Annotated in this window: 11 protein-coding genes; 4 read left to right on the top strand and 7 right to left on the bottom strand. The window is 72.5% G+C overall.

From position 1 onward, the window contains the following. Positions 1 to 2: 2 nt before the first annotated feature. Entirely contained in the window at positions 3 to 587 is a 585-nt protein-coding gene (locus ACFY2L_RS31905; protein WP_390661360.1) for a YdeI family protein, read from the bottom strand. Positions 588 to 827: 240 nt separating this feature from the next. On the opposite strand from ACFY2L_RS31905, the gene ACFY2L_RS31900 reads away from it, so the two are divergent. Both ACFY2L_RS31900 and ACFY2L_RS31895 read left to right on the top strand, forming a co-directional pair. Beyond that, on the top strand, positions 828 to 1,610 hold the full coding sequence (locus ACFY2L_RS31900) for a serine protease (RefSeq protein ID WP_390661361.1): 783 nt from the start codon (positions 828 to 830) through the stop codon (positions 1,608 to 1,610). A gap of 190 nt (positions 1,611 to 1,800) precedes the next feature. Further along, positions 1,801 to 2,943, top strand: a complete 1,143-nt coding sequence (locus ACFY2L_RS31895; RefSeq protein ID WP_390661362.1) for an alpha/beta fold hydrolase — start codon at positions 1,801 to 1,803, stop codon at positions 2,941 to 2,943. A 10-nt stretch (positions 2,944 to 2,953) separates the two neighbouring features. Here ACFY2L_RS31895 and ACFY2L_RS31890 read toward each other — a convergent pair whose 3' ends face one another. Together ACFY2L_RS31890 and ACFY2L_RS31885 are read right to left on the bottom strand one after the other, a co-directional pair. Next, positions 2,954 to 4,312: a hypothetical protein gene (locus tag ACFY2L_RS31890; RefSeq protein ID WP_390824101.1), complete on the bottom strand. Its 1,359-nt coding sequence runs from the start codon at positions 4,310 to 4,312 to the stop codon at positions 2,954 to 2,956. 32 nt (positions 4,313 to 4,344) lie between these two features. Further along, positions 4,345 to 7,356, bottom strand: coding sequence for a glycoside hydrolase family 3 N-terminal domain-containing protein (locus tag ACFY2L_RS31885; protein ID WP_390824100.1), 3,012 nt, complete (start codon positions 7,354 to 7,356; stop codon positions 4,345 to 4,347). 134 nt (positions 7,357 to 7,490) lie between these two features. Between ACFY2L_RS31885 and ACFY2L_RS31880 the strand changes: the two genes are divergently transcribed. Both ACFY2L_RS31880 and ACFY2L_RS31875 read left to right on the top strand, forming a co-directional pair. Then, positions 7,491 to 9,362: a ricin-type beta-trefoil lectin domain protein gene (locus ACFY2L_RS31880; protein WP_390824099.1), complete on the top strand. Its 1,872-nt coding sequence runs from the start codon at positions 7,491 to 7,493 to the stop codon at positions 9,360 to 9,362. A gap of 57 nt (positions 9,363 to 9,419) precedes the next feature. Beyond that, positions 9,420 to 10,025: a GPP34 family phosphoprotein gene (locus tag ACFY2L_RS31875; protein ID WP_390824098.1), complete on the top strand. Its 606-nt coding sequence runs from the start codon at positions 9,420 to 9,422 to the stop codon at positions 10,023 to 10,025. Positions 10,026 to 10,028: 3 nt separating this feature from the next. Here the strand turns inward: ACFY2L_RS31875 and cimA are convergent, their stop codons facing one another. From cimA to ACFY2L_RS31855, 4 genes are all read right to left on the bottom strand, one after another. Then, positions 10,029 to 11,642, bottom strand: a complete 1,614-nt coding sequence (gene cimA, locus ACFY2L_RS31870; protein ID WP_390824097.1) for a citramalate synthase — start codon at positions 11,640 to 11,642, stop codon at positions 10,029 to 10,031. Between the two features lie 283 nt (positions 11,643 to 11,925). Next, a complete protein-coding gene (locus tag ACFY2L_RS31865; protein WP_390661368.1) occupies positions 11,926 to 12,525 on the bottom strand; it encodes a TetR/AcrR family transcriptional regulator in 600 nt (199 codons plus the stop codon). Further along, a complete protein-coding gene (locus ACFY2L_RS31860) occupies positions 12,522 to 12,932 on the bottom strand; it encodes a hypothetical protein (RefSeq protein WP_390824096.1) in 411 nt (136 codons plus the stop codon). The genes ACFY2L_RS31865 and ACFY2L_RS31860 overlap by 4 nt, the downstream gene beginning before the upstream one ends. 9 nt (positions 12,933 to 12,941) lie before the next feature. Continuing rightward, the gene (locus ACFY2L_RS31855) at positions 12,942 to 13,991 is read right to left on the bottom strand and encodes an agmatine/peptidylarginine deiminase (RefSeq protein ID WP_390661370.1); all 1,050 of its coding nucleotides are present in this window, start codon (positions 13,989 to 13,991) and stop codon (positions 12,942 to 12,944) included. Between the last annotated feature and the right edge of the window lie 122 nt (positions 13,992 to 14,113).

Below are 14,113 nucleotides of genomic sequence, written 5' to 3'. Positions count from 1 at the left end.
GCTCACCGGGACGTACCGGCGGACGCCTCCAACTTCGCGACGACGGCCGCCAGTTGCGCCGCCCGGCTCTGCGGGGTGCGGGCCCGGAGCAGACCGAGCATGGCAAGGTACCGGTCTGTCCTGCCGAGCCCGTCGAACACCGCTCTGGCGCGCGGATTGCGGGCCAGAGCGGCCGCGAGCTCCTCGGGGACGTCCGCGTCCTTCTGCGAGGCGTAGGCCGCCGCCCATCGGCCGTCGGCCTGCGCGGCGGCCACCTCGGCGAGGCCGCCGGGCCGCATCCGCCCCTCGGCGCTCAGCTCCGCCACCCGCCTCACGTTCACCATCGACCAGAGACTGCCCGGCCGCCGCGGGGTGATCCGCTGCAGGTAGTGACGGTCGTCGAGGCCCTTGCGCTGTCCGGTGATCCAGCCGTGGCACAGGGCGACGTCGTTGACGTCCCGGGCGGTGACGGAGTCCAGTCCGGTTCCCTTCTTGGCGATCTTCACCCAGAGACCGGGGTGCGGCGCGGGATGCTCGGTGAGCCAGGCGTCGAGGGCGGCCACGGAGGCGAAGGAGAGGGGCGCCAGGGGGTCGGCTGCTGCGGTCATACGGCCACCGTAGACGCGTACTAGGACAGCTGCCGTCCTATTCCGGCCCCCGGCTCCTGCCGCCGGAGTCGCCCGGGCGTGGCCGAATCGGCCCCCTTGTGCGGGGGCTCACAGGGTTCACATAATCCAGCAACAGATTTGACCTGGCCATGTCAGTCCATGGTCGTTCCTTTGCCTTGCTCGATGACATGGGCACGTCATGAGTGGACCCCCCTCGCCACCCCCCACGGAGGCAGCACCATGAAGAAGCTCCTCACCGCGCTCAAGAGACTCGCGGCCGCCGGCGCGACCGCCCTCGCCGTCGCGAGCCTTCAGCCCGTCTCGGCCGCGCAGGCGGCCCCCTCCCCCGTCGTCGGCGGAACCCGGGCCACGCAGGGCGAGTTCCCGTTCATGGTCCGGCTCTCGATGGGCTGCGGCGGAGCGCTCTACACCCAGCAGATCGTGCTGACCGCCGCCCACTGCGTCAGCGGCACCGGCGCCAACACCGGCATCACCGCCACCGCCGGCGTCGCGGACCTCCAGTCGACCAGCGGCCGGGTCCAGGTGCGGTCCACGTACGTCTACCGGGCCCCCGGCTACAACGGCAACGGCAAGGACTGGGCGCTCATCAAGCTCGCGCAGCCCATCAACCTGCCGACCCTGAAGATCGCCACGACCACGCAGTACAACACCGGCACCTTCACCGTCGCCGGCTGGGGCGCCGCGACCGAGGGCGGCGCCCAGCAGCGGTACCTGCTCAAGGCCACCGTGCCCTTCGTGAGCGACGCGACCTGTCGCACGTACAGCGGGTACAGCGGGCTGGTCGCGAGCGACGAGATCTGCGCCGGGTACGCCTCCGGCGGGGTGGACACCTGCCAGGGCGACTCCGGCGGCCCGATGTTCCGCCGCGACGCCGCCAACGAGTGGATCCAGGTCGGCATCGTGAGCTGGGGCATCGGCTGCGCCCGGCCCAACGCCCCCGGCGTCTACTCCGAGGTGTCCACCTTCGCCTCGGCGATCGCCTCGGCGGCGTCCTCGCTCTGAGTCCCGTCCCCGTGCGAGACCCACGGGCCCGGCGCCGCCCCGCGCCGGGCCCGTTCCCGTTCCCGTTCCTCCGGTGGGCGCGTCAGGCGATCGGACCGTCCGGGGTGGCGCGCGAAACCCGCCGTACCGACGCTGGTCAGGACGCCTCCGCGCGCACCGCCCGAGTTCGCGCCGAACGGAAGGGACGCCCATGGCCGCCCTCAAGATGACCGACCACTGGGTCCCCCACAAGTCGTCGGTCCCCGCCACGAAGGACAAGCAGGTCCAGCTCTTCGTGCGCGAACGCTACGACGCGTCGGTCCCGCCGGCCGATCGCAAGCCCGTCCTCATGCTGCACGGCCGGAGCGTGCCGGCGCTGGCCGGATTCGATCTCCAGCACACCTCGTACGGATGGGCCGAAGCACTGGCCAGGGCCGGCCACGACGTCTTCATGATGGATCTCCAGGGCTCCGGCCGCTCACCGCGGCCCCGCATGGAGGACCCGTGCAACATCAGTCCCGCCCAGCAGAAGCTCGCCATGCCCTGGCTCACGGGCACGCGCACCCCGAGCTACCCGTTCCAGCTGACCAACTCCGACAGCGACGCGGACGAACTCTCCACCGTCGTCGAGTACATCCGCAAGGAGCGCCAGGTCGAGAAGGTCGCTCTCATCGGGTGGTCCGCGGCGTCGTTCACGATGGGTCCGTACGCCGTCAGGAACCCGAAGAAGGTGGAGAGCCTGTTCCTGCTCGCGCCGATCTTCCCGCCCCTGGACGACATGAACCCGTCGGCCGCGTTGCCGCTGCCCGGCTTTCCGATGTTCGTGCTGTCGCGGAGCGGACTCAAGAACGGCTGGGACAGCGAGCTCGACTGCGCGGACCAGCGTGAACCCGACATGCTCGACGTGGCGTGGAACGCCCTCATGGAGGAGGACCCGGTCGGCCGGAACTGGGGCGCGGTCGACGCGGCCACCGGGCGGCCGGAAGGCGTGAGCCGGATCCGGAACTTCTACAGATGGGGCTGGAACAACACCACCGCCGGGCAGGACCGCGTCCTGGGCGGCAGCGTGCCCGTGCTGATCGTGCACGGCGAGAGCGACAGGACCGCCAACACGACGCCGCCGAGCACCGACCCCAGGCTCAACTTCTCGGTCCCCGCGCTCTACAAAGCCATCAAGGGGGAGCACAAGCTGATCGTCGAGGTGGAGTGCGCCGGACACTCCATGCCCTGGGAGATCCAGCACAAGAACCTGCACAGCCTGTCGAAGCACTGGCTCAAGCACCTCAAGGTCGACGGCAAGACCCAGGGCAGCTTCGTCATGGACAGGAACGGCGCGATCAGTCCGGCGCCCTAGACGTCCCGTCTCAGAAACCGCCCCCGAAGTCCCCGCCACCCCCGAAGTCCCCTCCGCCGCCGAAGTCGCCGCCGTCTCCGAAGCCGCCGCCGTAGTCGCCCGGGTCGAAGTCGGCGCCGGAGACGTCGCCTCCCTCGTAGCCGCCGAAGTCGCCGTAGCCCGCGCCGTAGTCGGAGGCGTAGGAGGGGGTGGCCATCATGCCGCCGAGCATGGTGCCGACGAGGAGGCCCGGCAGGAGGCCGCCGCCGAAGTAGCCGCCGGCCCAGGGGCCGTAGGCGGGGCCGGCCTCCCAGTAGGGGCGGCGGCCGTAGTCGCTGTCCACCTCGCGGATCACCGGGTCGCGGCCGTCGGCGAGCCGGGTGGCGTCCGCCGCGCAGACCGGGACCTCGCGCGGGGCGCCGCCGGGCGGGGTCCAGGTGGCGTCGGTGGTGGAGGGGCCGTGGCGGGGGTCGAAGAAGCAGGGCGGGCGGCGCTCCGGCAGGGCCCTGCCCTCGCGGCGGGCGGCCAGCTGGGCGAGGGAGAAGCGGCCGTCCTCCAGGGCCTGGGTGACCGCGCGCACGTCCTCCGGTCTGGTGGCGGCGGCCATCGCCGACTTCGCCCCGTCGTAGGCGTCCAGGGCGCGTTCGTAGTCGGCGCGCATGGTGTCGTCGGCGCCCGGCTCGGCCGGGTGGAAGTCCAGGCGGTCCAGTTCCTCGCCGAACGCGGTGATGTCCTCGTCGACCACCACCCGCAGCCGTTCCAGGGCCGCCCGCTGCTCCTCGGCGTGCCGTCGGCGGTTGCGGCGGACCAGGGTGTACGCGCCCGCGCCGCCCGCGACCAGAACCGCGCCGAGGGTGACCAGGGCGGTCGTGGAGACCCCGCCCCCGCCGTCGGACGAGCTCCAGCTCGCGGGCGCCGAACCGCCCATGGAGGCCAGGGCCCGGTCGGTGAAGTCGTCCAGCTGGGTCCGGGCGTCGGGCTCGTCCTGGACGCTGCTCACCAGGTTCCCCACGGCCGTGCGCGGCAGCACCGAGGAGTCGGCGCGGGCGTCGAAGCGGTCGCCGAGCCGGATGGCGTACAGACCGGTGATGCCGGTGGCCGTGCGGAGGTCGCCGAAGAGGCCCGCGGTCGGCTGGTCCGCGGGCAGGACGGCGATGAACAGCGGTTTGCCGGCGTCCTCGATCTTCTGCCGGAGGGCGTGCGCGTCCGCCGGGGAGAGCTGGGCGGACGCGGCCGGATCGACGTACACCGGGCCGGCGCGCAGCGCCTCGGCGATCTTCGAGACACTTGTGGCGGCCGACGCCCGGGGCGCGAACACGGTCAGCACGGCGAGCGCCAGAGCCAGCAGCAGGATCGGGAGGCTCCGGGACCGCACGACGACACCGTCCATGCTTCGAAACTACCCGAAGCCCCCCAAACCGGTCACCCCGCCCGGTAGGCCTCCTCGAGTTTCGCCACGGCCGCCCCGTACCGTCCGGTCAGCAGCAGATGGTCCGCCGCGGCGAAGGGCTTCGCCAGGGCCGCCGTGATGTCCTGACCCGCCTTGCGCTGGACGATCAGCCGCGCCTTGGTGACCAGGGCGCGGCCGGCCGCGTCGGTCCCGGCCCGTTCGGCGGCCCTGGCCGCAGCAGCGAGCGCCCGCAGCGTCGCCGTGCCGCCCTCCGGCACCTTCGTCAGCGTCGTCAGGCCCCAGCCGTACGGGAACTGCGGATCGTATGCCGCGTCGCCGACGTTGATCGGCAGCTGGGCCTCGGAGCGGGGCCAGGTGACGGGGAGCTGCCCGGTGAAGGGGCGCCTGCCGTAGAGGACGTCGGCCACGCCGTCGCCCTCCGTGCCCGGCAGCCAGGAGGCGACGAGGGCGTCGATCGCGCCGAGCCGGTCGCCGATCAGCTGGGGGCGTCCGGAGACGATCAGCACCACGCACCTCATCGCCGCGCACACCTTGTCCACGGCCGCCCGGTCGGCCGGGCTCAGTTCCAGGTCGTGGCCGTTGCCGACGTCACCGACGCCCTCGGCGTAGGGGGTCTCGCCCACGACGACCACCCCCACGTCGTGGCCGGCGAGGGGGGCGGAGGCGTCCTCGGAGTACGTGAGGTCTCCGCCGGCCTTCCGCATGCCGTCCAGGATCGTCGTCCCGGGCGTGGTGTCCCCGGACGCGCCCTGCCAGGTGACCGTCCAGCCGCCGGTCTGGTTGCCGATGTCGTCGGCGTCGGAGCCGGCGACGTAGACCTTCTGGTTCCTGCGCAGCGGCAGCACCCCGCCCGCGTTCTTCAGCAGCACCTGGGACTCGGCGGCGGCCTGCCGGGCCACGGCCCGGTGCGCCGGCGAGCCGATCCGCGCGGCGCCGGTGGTGTCGGCGTACGGGTGCTCGAAGAGGCCGAGCCGGAACTTCTGGGTGAGGATCCGGGAGACGGCGTCGTCGATCCGGCGCTCGCTGATCCGGCCCGCCGTCACCTCGCTGATCAGCGTCCTGGTGAAGTCCTTGTAGGCGTACGGGACCATGATCATGTCGAGGCCGGCGTTGACCGACGTACGGACGTCGGAGGCCTGGTCGCCCGGGAGCTGGTCGATGGCCGCCCAGTCGCTGATGACGAAGCCGTCGAAGCCCATCCGGCCCTTGAGCACGCCGTTGATCATGTCGGCGCGGGCGTGCATCTTCACCGGTCCGCGGCCGTCGCCGGCGAGGTCGAGGGAGGAGTACGAGGGCATGACCGTGCCGACGCCCCGGTCGACCGCCTCCTGGTACGGCGCCAGGTGGACGGCCTCCAGCTGCTGCCGGGTGACCTCGGTGACGCCCTGGTCGATGGTGTACGTGCCGGTGGTGGAGGAGCCGTAGGTGGTGCCGCCGTCGCCGACGAAGTGCTTGGCGGTGGCGAGTACCTTGTCGTCGTCCTTCAGGTCCCGTCCGTCGGCCCGCCCCTGGAGCCCCTGGATCACGGTCTCCATGGACTCCACGAGCGCCGGGTCCTCGCCGAAGGACTCGTAGGAGCGGCCCCAGCGTTCGTCGCGGGTGACACACAGGCAGGGGGCGAAGTCCCAGGGGACGCCGGTGGCGCGGACCTCGGCGGCGGTCACCTCACCGGTCCGCCGGGCGAGCCCGGGGTCGCGGGTGGCGCCGATGCCGATGTTGTGCGGCATGACGGTGGCGCCGACCAGGTTGTTGTGCCCGTGCACGGCGTCGACACCGTAGATCAGCGGGATCTGGAACCGCGTGGCCCGCGCCCGGAGCTGGAAGGCGTCGATCATCTTCGCCCACGCCGCGGGGGTGTTGGGCGTGGGGGTCGAGCCGCCGCCGGACAGGAGCGAGCCGAGGTCGTAGGCGGCGATGTCGCCCGGGGCGGTCAGCGCGCCGCGCTCGGCCTGGGTCATCTGGCCCGCCTTCTCCGCCAGGGACATCCGGGAGAGCAGGTCGGCGACGCGCTTGCGGACCGGCAACCTGCCGTCCAGGTACGGCAGTCCGTGGGCGTCGACGACGACCTGCGGATTCTCGGCGGGGGCCTTGGCACCGTTGACGGTGAGTCTCAGCGGGACCGTCTCGGCGGCCTCGGCGGTCCTGTCCTTCAGGGTGGGGACCCGGATCGTGCGGGTCGTGCCGGAGGCGGTGCCCGCGGGGAAGGTGAGGGTGCCGGTGGCCGGCGTGTAGTCCCGCCCGGGCTCGGCGGTGCCGCCGGCCGTCTCGTACGTCACCGTCACGGGCTCGTCGACCGGGGCTGAGCCGGTGGTGGCCAGGGTGACCCGGACCGTGGCCGTGCCGCCCTCGTCGACCGGGTACACGGCCGCGTCGGTGGTGACGGAGGCACGCAGGGACTGGTCGGCCCGGCCGTACAGCTCGACGCCGTCCAGGGCGAAGTCGCCCCGGGTGCCCGCGGGGAGGGTGAGCGCGTACCCCCACATCTGCGTCAGCCCGAGGACGTGGTCGATGCCGCCGACCGGCTGGTAGTCGGTGCGGTAGCGGAAGTCGGTGAAGGGGATCTCGATCTGCTTCCAGCCGGTGAAGTCGTCGGTGAAGGACGTCGTCCACAGTTCGGAGGCCTCGCCGTGGGCGCCGCCGTCCTTGATCTCGAAGGCGATGACCCGGCCGTCGCCGCGCCCCTCCCACCAGAAGCGGATGCCCCGGTGGGCGGACCAGTCGCGGGCGGGTCCGGTGGCGGCGTAGTCGTGGGTGAAGCCGCCCCAGCCGCTGATGTCGTAGGTCCCGGTGAGGACCTTCTCGCCCTCGGGGGCGTCGGTGCGGTCGGTCAGCCGCAGCGCGGGCGGGTCGTCGGCGTCGCTGCCCCAGGTGAAGATGCCCTCGGCGGGCTGGGCGGCGAAGGGGACCTCGCCCTCGAAGCGGTCGACCGGGACGGGCGCGGGGTCGGCGGCCGCCCGGACGGCGGTCGGGGACAGCAGGGCGGCGAACAGGGCGGTGGAGACGAGCAGGGCGGTTCTGTGCATGGACCTTCCCTCGGCTCTCTGGTTCACTCGGGGCTCTCCGGTTCACTCATGACTTAGATCATGCCGTGAGTTAACTAACGGCGCGCAGACCCGTCAAGACGTCCCGTCAGTCTCGTCAGGAAGGGCGACGCACCATGGAACCTGCCAGGAAATCCGGCGTCCGGCTGCTGCTGGCCGCGCTGCTCTCCGCCACGGCCGGGCTCGCCGCGGCGGCACCTCCCGCACAGGCCGCCGGCGAACAGGTCAGCGTCTGGCTGACCACCACCGACGACGACGCCGGGCGCCACGTCGTGCGCGGGCTCCAGGCCCAGACGCCGTTCGCCTTCCAGTCCGGCACCGGGGGCGGCGGCGAGAACATCACGGTCGACGAGAACACCCGCTACCAGACCTTCACCGGCGGCGGCGCGTCCTTCACGGACACCGCGGCCTGGCTGATGAACGGCAGCGGGGCGCTGTCGCAGGCCACCCGGGACGCGACGATGCGCAAGCTGTTCTCACCGACGGAGGGCATCGGGCTGTCGTTCCTGCGCAACCCGATGGGCGCCTCGGACCTGGCACGGTTCGGATACACGTACGACGACGTCCCGGCGGGAGAGACGGACCCGTCGCTGGCCCGGTTCTCCCTCGCGCACGACCTCGCCGACGTCCTGCCCCTGACCCGGGAGGCGCTCCGGCTCAACCCGTCCCTGACCGTGATGGCCTCGCCGTGGACGGCGCCCGCCTGGATGAAGGACAGCGGGCAGCTCAACGGCGGCTGGCTGAAGGCGGAGTACTACGGGGCCTACGCGTCGTACTTCGTGAAGTACCTCCAGGCGTACCGGGACCAGGGGGTGCCGGTGGCGTACGTGACCGCGCAGAACGAGCCGACCTGCTGCTCGGGCTATCCGTCGATGAGCTGGAACGCGTCCGGGCTGGCCTACTTCACGAAGAACGAACTGCTGCCGAAGCTCGCGGCGGCGGGGCTGTCCACGAAGGTGCTCGCGCACGACTGGAACTGGGACGTGTACGCCGCGTACGCCGCGCAGACCGTGGACGACGCGGCGGTGCGGTCGCACCCCAACTTCGGCGGGATCGCCTGGCACGGATACGGCGGTGACGTGGCCGAGCAGACGACCGTCCACGACCGGTATCCGCAGCTGGACGCGTTCGGCACCGAGCACTCCGGCGGGACGTGGATCGCGCACCAGCAGCGCGAGGACATGCGCGACATCGTGGACCACACACGGAACTGGGCGAAGTCGGTGACCAAGTGGTCGCTGGCGGTGGACCAGAACCGGGGCCCGCACAACGGCGGCTGCGGGACGTGCACCGGGCTGATCACGGTGCACCACGGGGACGCGGCGAGCGGGACCGTCGACTACACGGTCGAGTACTACACGATGGGCCATCTGACGAAGTTCGTCCGGCCCGGCGCCCAGCGGATCGCCTCCACGGCGTCGTCGGCCGTGCCGAACGTGGCGTGGCGCAACCCGGACGGCTCCAAGGCGCTGATCGCGTACAACGACGCGACCACGGCGCGGACGGTGACGGTCAACTGGGGTTCCCGGCACGCGACGTACTCGCTGCCCGGCCGGACCTCGGCCACCTTCACCTGGTCCGGCACCCCGTCGGGCGGCGGCGGCACCACCGGCTCCTTCGTGGGGCTGGCCGGCAAGTGCCTGGACGTCGCCGGGGGTTCGAGCGCCGACGGTACGGCCGTGCAGCTCCACGACTGCAACGGGACGGCCGCCCAGAAGTGGACCGTGACGGCCGACGGGTCGGTCCAGGCCCTCGGCAAGTGCCTCGACGTGACGTCGGGTTCGACGGCGGACGGGGCCAAGGTGCAGTTGTACGGCTGCAACGGGACCGGTGCCCAGCGGTGGTCGTACGACGCCGCCACCGGGGACGTGGTGAACCTCGCCGCGGACAGGTGCCTCGACGTGACGGACAACTCGCCGGTCAACGGGGCACGGGCACAGATCTGGTCCTGCACGGGTGCGGCGAACCAGAAGTGGTCCCTGAGATAGGGCGTGCCGCGGGCCGGTGACGGGGGGAGGATGGGGGAAACCGAGAGGGAGTCCGACATGACCACAGCGCAGGATCTGCTGATCGTCTCCCTGGACGTGCCGTCCGGCCGTCCCGTCGAACGGGGGGACCTGTCGCTCGCCCTGGCGGGCGCCGAACTGGCCGACCTGCTCGCCCTCGAGGCCGTCGCGCTGGACGACGACCGCATCGTGCCCGGCCTGGTCCCGGCCACCGGCGACCGTCTGCTGGACGAGGCCGGGGCGGCGCTCGTCCGGCAGGCCCCGTACGAGTCCGTCGAGGACTGGCTGTGGCGCCGGGGCAACGGACTGGCCTCGGCCTACGCCACCGCCGTGGAGGCGGAGGAGCACCCGGGCACGTCCGGCCTCCGCCGGCTGTTCGGCCGGGGCGGGCACCCCGCCCCGGCCGACTCGCCGGGCCGGCGCCGGGCAGCGGACCGCTGGGCGTCCCGCGAGCCCGTGCTCGTCGGTCTCGCGGCCGCCCTGGACATCCCCGAGGGAGCGGCCGACGCGCCCGGGGGCCCGGCCGACGACGCGGTGCTGACCGTCCTGGCGGCCGTGGGCGGCGCGCTGACCGAGCTGGAGGGGGTACGGCAGCGGCGGCGCATCGAGGACGCCGCCTTCGACAACGTCTGGCGGGCGCCGTGAGGGTCACTCCGCCGGCTGCACGCCCGCCCGCAGCAGACCGTACGTGTACGCGTCCTCCAGGGCCTGCCAGGAAGCCGCGATGACGTTCTCCGCCACGCCCACCGTGGACCACTCCCCCGTCCCGTCGGTCGTGGAGATCAGGACGCGGGTGGTGGACTCGGTGCCGTGGACGCCCTCCAGGATGCGGACCTTGTAGTCGACCAGGTCGAACTTGGCCAGCGAGGGGTAGATCTTCTCCAGCCCCACCCGCAGGGCCCGGTCGAGGGCGTTCACCGGACCGTTGCCCTCCGCCGTGGCGACGATGCGCTCGCCCTTGGCCCAGAGCTTCACGGTGGCCTCGTTGGCGTGGGTGCCGTCGGGGCGGTCCTCGACGATGGCCCGCCAGGACTCGACCTCGAAGTAGCGCAGCGGCTTGCCGCCCTGTACCTCGGTGCGCAGCAGCAGCTCGAAGGACGCGTCGGCCGCCTCGTAGGTGTAGCCCTTGAGCTCGCGCTCCTTGACGCGCTCGACCACCCGCCCGACCAGCTCGCGGTCGCCGCCCAGATCGATGCCGAGTTCCTTGCCCTTGAGCTCGACCGACGCCCGGCCCGCCATGTCGGACACCAGCATGCGCATGGTGTTGCCGACCAGCTCGGGGTCGATGTGCTGGTACAGGTCCGGGTCGACCTTGATCGCCGACGCGTGCAGGCCGGCCTTGTGGGCGAAGGCCGAGACGCCGACGTACGGCTGGTGGGTGGAGGGGGTGAGGTTCACGACCTCCGCGATCGCGTGCGAGATCCGCGTCATCTCGCGCAGGCGGCCCTCGGGGAGCACCTTCTTGCCGTACTTCAGCTCCAGGGCGGCGACGACCGGGAACAGGTTCGCGTTGCCGACGCGCTCGCCGTAGCCGTTCGCCGTGCACTGGACGTGGGTCGCGCCCGCGTCCACCGCGGCGAGGGTGTTGGCCACCGCGCAGCCGGTGTCGTCCTGGGCGTGGATGCCCAGCCGGGCGCCGGTGTCGGCGAGCACCGTGGAGACCACCGCCTGCACCTGCGCCGGGAGCATGCCGCCGTTGGTGTCGCAGAGGATCACCACGTCCGCGCCGGCCTCGGAGGCCGCCCGGACGACCGCCTTCGCGTACTCCGGGTTGGCGCGGTAGCCGTCGAAGAAGTGCTCGCAGTCGACGAAGACCCGGCGGCCCTGCTCGCGGAGATGAGCGACGGTGTCCCTGACCATCTCCAGGTTCTCGTCCAGCGTGGTGCGCAGCGCCAGTTCCACGTGCCGGTCGTGGGACTTGGCGACGAGGGTGATGACGTCGGCGCCGGAGTCCAGGAGCGCCTTGACCTGCGGGTCGTCGGCCGCCTTCGCGCCCGCCCGGCGCGTCGCGCCGAAGGCGACCAGCCGGGCGTGCCGGAAGTCGATCTCCTGCCGGGCGCGGGCGAAGAACTCGGTGTCGCGCGGGTTGGCGCCGGGCCAGCCGCCCTCGATGAAGCCGACGCCGAAGTCGTCCAGGTGCCGTGCGATCGCGAGCTTGTCGGCGACGGTGAGGTTGATGCCCTCCCGCTGGGCGCCGTCGCGCAGGGTGGTGTCGAAGACGTGGAACGAGTCGTCGAGCTCGCTGGTTGCCGTCTCGGTCATGGTCTCAAGGCTCCTGTTGTGGATCTTCGGTCTTACCGGATTGACCGGCTCCACCGTCCCCATGGTCCTCCGTGCGCTCGCTCCCGGCTGCGGGTGGGCCAGAAAAGCGAAAAACCTCTCGCGGGTGCGAGAGGTCTGCGCGCGGGTCGAGGACGACGGTGGCCACCCGTACCTGGTCGTACGTGGCGGTCACTGCGGACCGGCGCGCCTGCTGCCAATAATCGTGGCGAACGAGAGCACGGGGGCAGTCTGGCACAAACCGTCCCGCCGTGAACCGGGCGTCTCAGGATGCGAGCAGCGACGTATCGAGGAACTCACGGACGTGCCCGAGCACCTGCTCCCGGCCGGTGCCGCGCAGCCCGATCGCCACGTGGATGGAGAAACCGTCCAGCAGCGCCCGCAGCCGGGCCGCGAAACGGTCGGCGTCCACGGGGCGGAACTCGCCCCCGGAGATCCCCTCCGCCAGCAGGGCCACCAGGTCGCGGTGCCAGGCGCCCTCGATGGCGGCCTGGCGGTCGCGGGCCGCGCCGTCGGCGTTCTGCGAGCGGTTCCAGACCTCCAGCCACAGCGTCCAGTGGGGGTCGCGGTGCCCGTCGGGGACGTAGAGGTCGACGTACGCGTCGAGGCGCTCCCGGGCGCTCGCGGGCCGGGTCAGCAGCCGGGCCCGCTCGGCGCCCAGCCGGCCCTCGCTCCACTCCAGGGTCTGCAGGAGGAGCTCGTCCTTGGAGTGGAAGTAGTAGAGGAGGTGGCCGCTGCTCATCCCGACCTCGCGGCCGAGCGCGGCCATCGTGAGCTTCTCCAGACCGCGCTCGGCGATCATCGCCATGGCGGCGGCGAGGATCCGCTCGCGCGGTGGGGCCGGGGTGCGGCTGCTGGGGCTCATACGGCGGCCACCTGCACCGCGTCGGGCAGGAAGTGGGTCTCATGGCGGGTGCAGCACTCGCAGAACTGTGTCGCCACCACCGCGCCGCATCCCTCGCACACCTGGTTGGGGCCCTCGCTGCCGGGCAGGCCGCGGCAGGTCGGCTCCTTCGAGGCGGGGTTGCGCCTCAGCCGTCCCCTGGTGTCATCCGGGTGCACCACGAGGGTGCCGCGCGGGCCGGCGGAGATCATCAGCTCACCGTCGTGCATGCGGGTGGCGTACGTGCCGCGCGGCATGGTCGGCGGGGCGTGCCGCGAGCCGTCGGGGTGCGGCAGCCCGTCGTACCCGGGGCGTGGCGGGAGCTCCGACAGGAGGCGCAGCGGCTCGGTGAGGCGGCAGCCGCAGGCCGCGCAGACCAGTACGTTCACCCGTACGTTCTACCTGACCCCGGCCCTCGGCTGCTGCTGGGTGATGCAGTGGATGCCGCCGCCGCCCGCGAAGATCGTCCGGGCGTCGACCAGCGTCACCGCCCGCCCGGGGAACAGCCGGCGGAAGATGCCGGCCGCGATCTCGTCGCGCGGGTCGTCGAAGCCGCACAGGACGACTCCGCCGTTGCAGAGGTAGTGGTTGATGTAGGAGTAGTCGGCCCAGTGGCCGTCGGCCTCCAGCACGGTCGGGGCGGGGACCTCGACGACCTCCAGCCGGCGGCCGCGCGCGTCGGTCCGGGCGCGCAGCATGCCGATGACCTCCTTGGTCACCTCGTGGTCGGGGTGCGCCGGGTCGGGCTGGTGGTGGGCGACCACGACGCCCGGGCGGGCGAACGCGGCCACGATGTCGACATGGCCGAGGGTGCCGAAGCCGTGCGGGGGGTAGTCGGCGGTGAGGCCGCGCGGCAGCCAGATCGCCTCGCGGGTGCCGAGCATGGCGTGGATCTCGGTCTCGGCCTCCTCCCGGGTCCAGCCGGGGTTGCGTTCCGGGCCGAGCTGGACGGTCTCCGTCAGCAGGACCGTCCCCTCGCCGTCGACATGGATCGCGCCGCCCTCGTTGACCAGCTTCGAGGCGTACGTCCGCGCCCCCGCGAGGTCGGCCACGTGCGCGGCGATCTTCGCGTCGTGCTCCCAGCGGGCCCAGTCCTGGGCACCCCAGCCGTTGAACGTCCAGTCGACGGCGGCGAGTTCGCCGTGGGCGCCGGTCAGGAAGGTGGGGCCGATGTCGCGCATCCAGGCGTCGTCGAGGTCGCGTTCGACCACCTGGACGCCGTCGCCCAGCAGGGAGGCGGCCTGTGCCGACTGCCCCGGCCCGCACACCACCGTGACCGGCTCGAAGCGGCGGATCGTGCGGGCGACCCTCGCCCAGGCGGCGCGGGCCGCTGCCAGGTCGTCGCCGTCGGCGAAGGTGGGGTTGGGGCCCGGCCACGCCATCCAGGTGCGGTCGTGCGGGGCCCACTCGGCGGGCATGCGGAAGCCGTCGGCGGCGGGGGTGTTCATCTCGGCGATCCTCGGAGGCTGTGACGTCTAGGGGGTGTTTCGAAAGTCCCGCACAGCACCCGCGGCGCCCGGCACGCACCCTCGCCGCACCGGCCGAAGACCCAAGTAGCTCCGCTACGAGG

It is taken from the genome of Streptomyces sp. NPDC001381, assembly GCF_042895685.1.
GTDB lineage: Bacteria > Actinomycetota > Actinomycetes > Streptomycetales > Streptomycetaceae > Streptomyces.
Note: the sequence above shows the minus strand (reverse complement) of the source record. Positions and strands in the feature narration are given on the sequence as shown.

Bases quoted from the DNA above. Each gene is read 5' to 3' on its own strand.
- ACFY2L_RS31865 (WP_390661368.1), bottom strand. From the start codon at position 12,525: ATGAGCCCCAGCAGCCGCACCCCGGCCCCACCGCGCGAGCGGATCCTC.
- ACFY2L_RS31855 (WP_390661370.1), bottom strand. From the start codon at position 13,991: ATGAACACCCCCGCCGCCGACGGCTTCCGCATGCCCGCCGAGTGGGCC.
- cimA (WP_390824097.1), bottom strand. From the start codon at position 11,642: ATGACCGAGACGGCAACCAGCGAGCTCGACGACTCGTTCCACGTCTTC.
- ACFY2L_RS31880 (WP_390824099.1), top strand. From the start codon at position 7,491: ATGGAACCTGCCAGGAAATCCGGCGTCCGGCTGCTGCTGGCCGCGCTG.
- ACFY2L_RS31885 (WP_390824100.1), bottom strand. From the start codon at position 7,356: ATGCACAGAACCGCCCTGCTCGTCTCCACCGCCCTGTTCGCCGCCCTG.
- ACFY2L_RS31905 (WP_390661360.1), bottom strand. From the start codon at position 587: ATGACCGCAGCAGCCGACCCCCTGGCGCCCCTCTCCTTCGCCTCCGTG.
- ACFY2L_RS31890 (WP_390824101.1), bottom strand. From the start codon at position 4,312: ATGGACGGTGTCGTCGTGCGGTCCCGGAGCCTCCCGATCCTGCTGCTG.
- ACFY2L_RS31895 (WP_390661362.1), top strand. From the start codon at position 1,801: ATGGCCGCCCTCAAGATGACCGACCACTGGGTCCCCCACAAGTCGTCG.
- ACFY2L_RS31875 (WP_390824098.1), top strand. From the start codon at position 9,420: ATGACCACAGCGCAGGATCTGCTGATCGTCTCCCTGGACGTGCCGTCC.
- ACFY2L_RS31900 (WP_390661361.1), top strand. From the start codon at position 828: ATGAAGAAGCTCCTCACCGCGCTCAAGAGACTCGCGGCCGCCGGCGCG.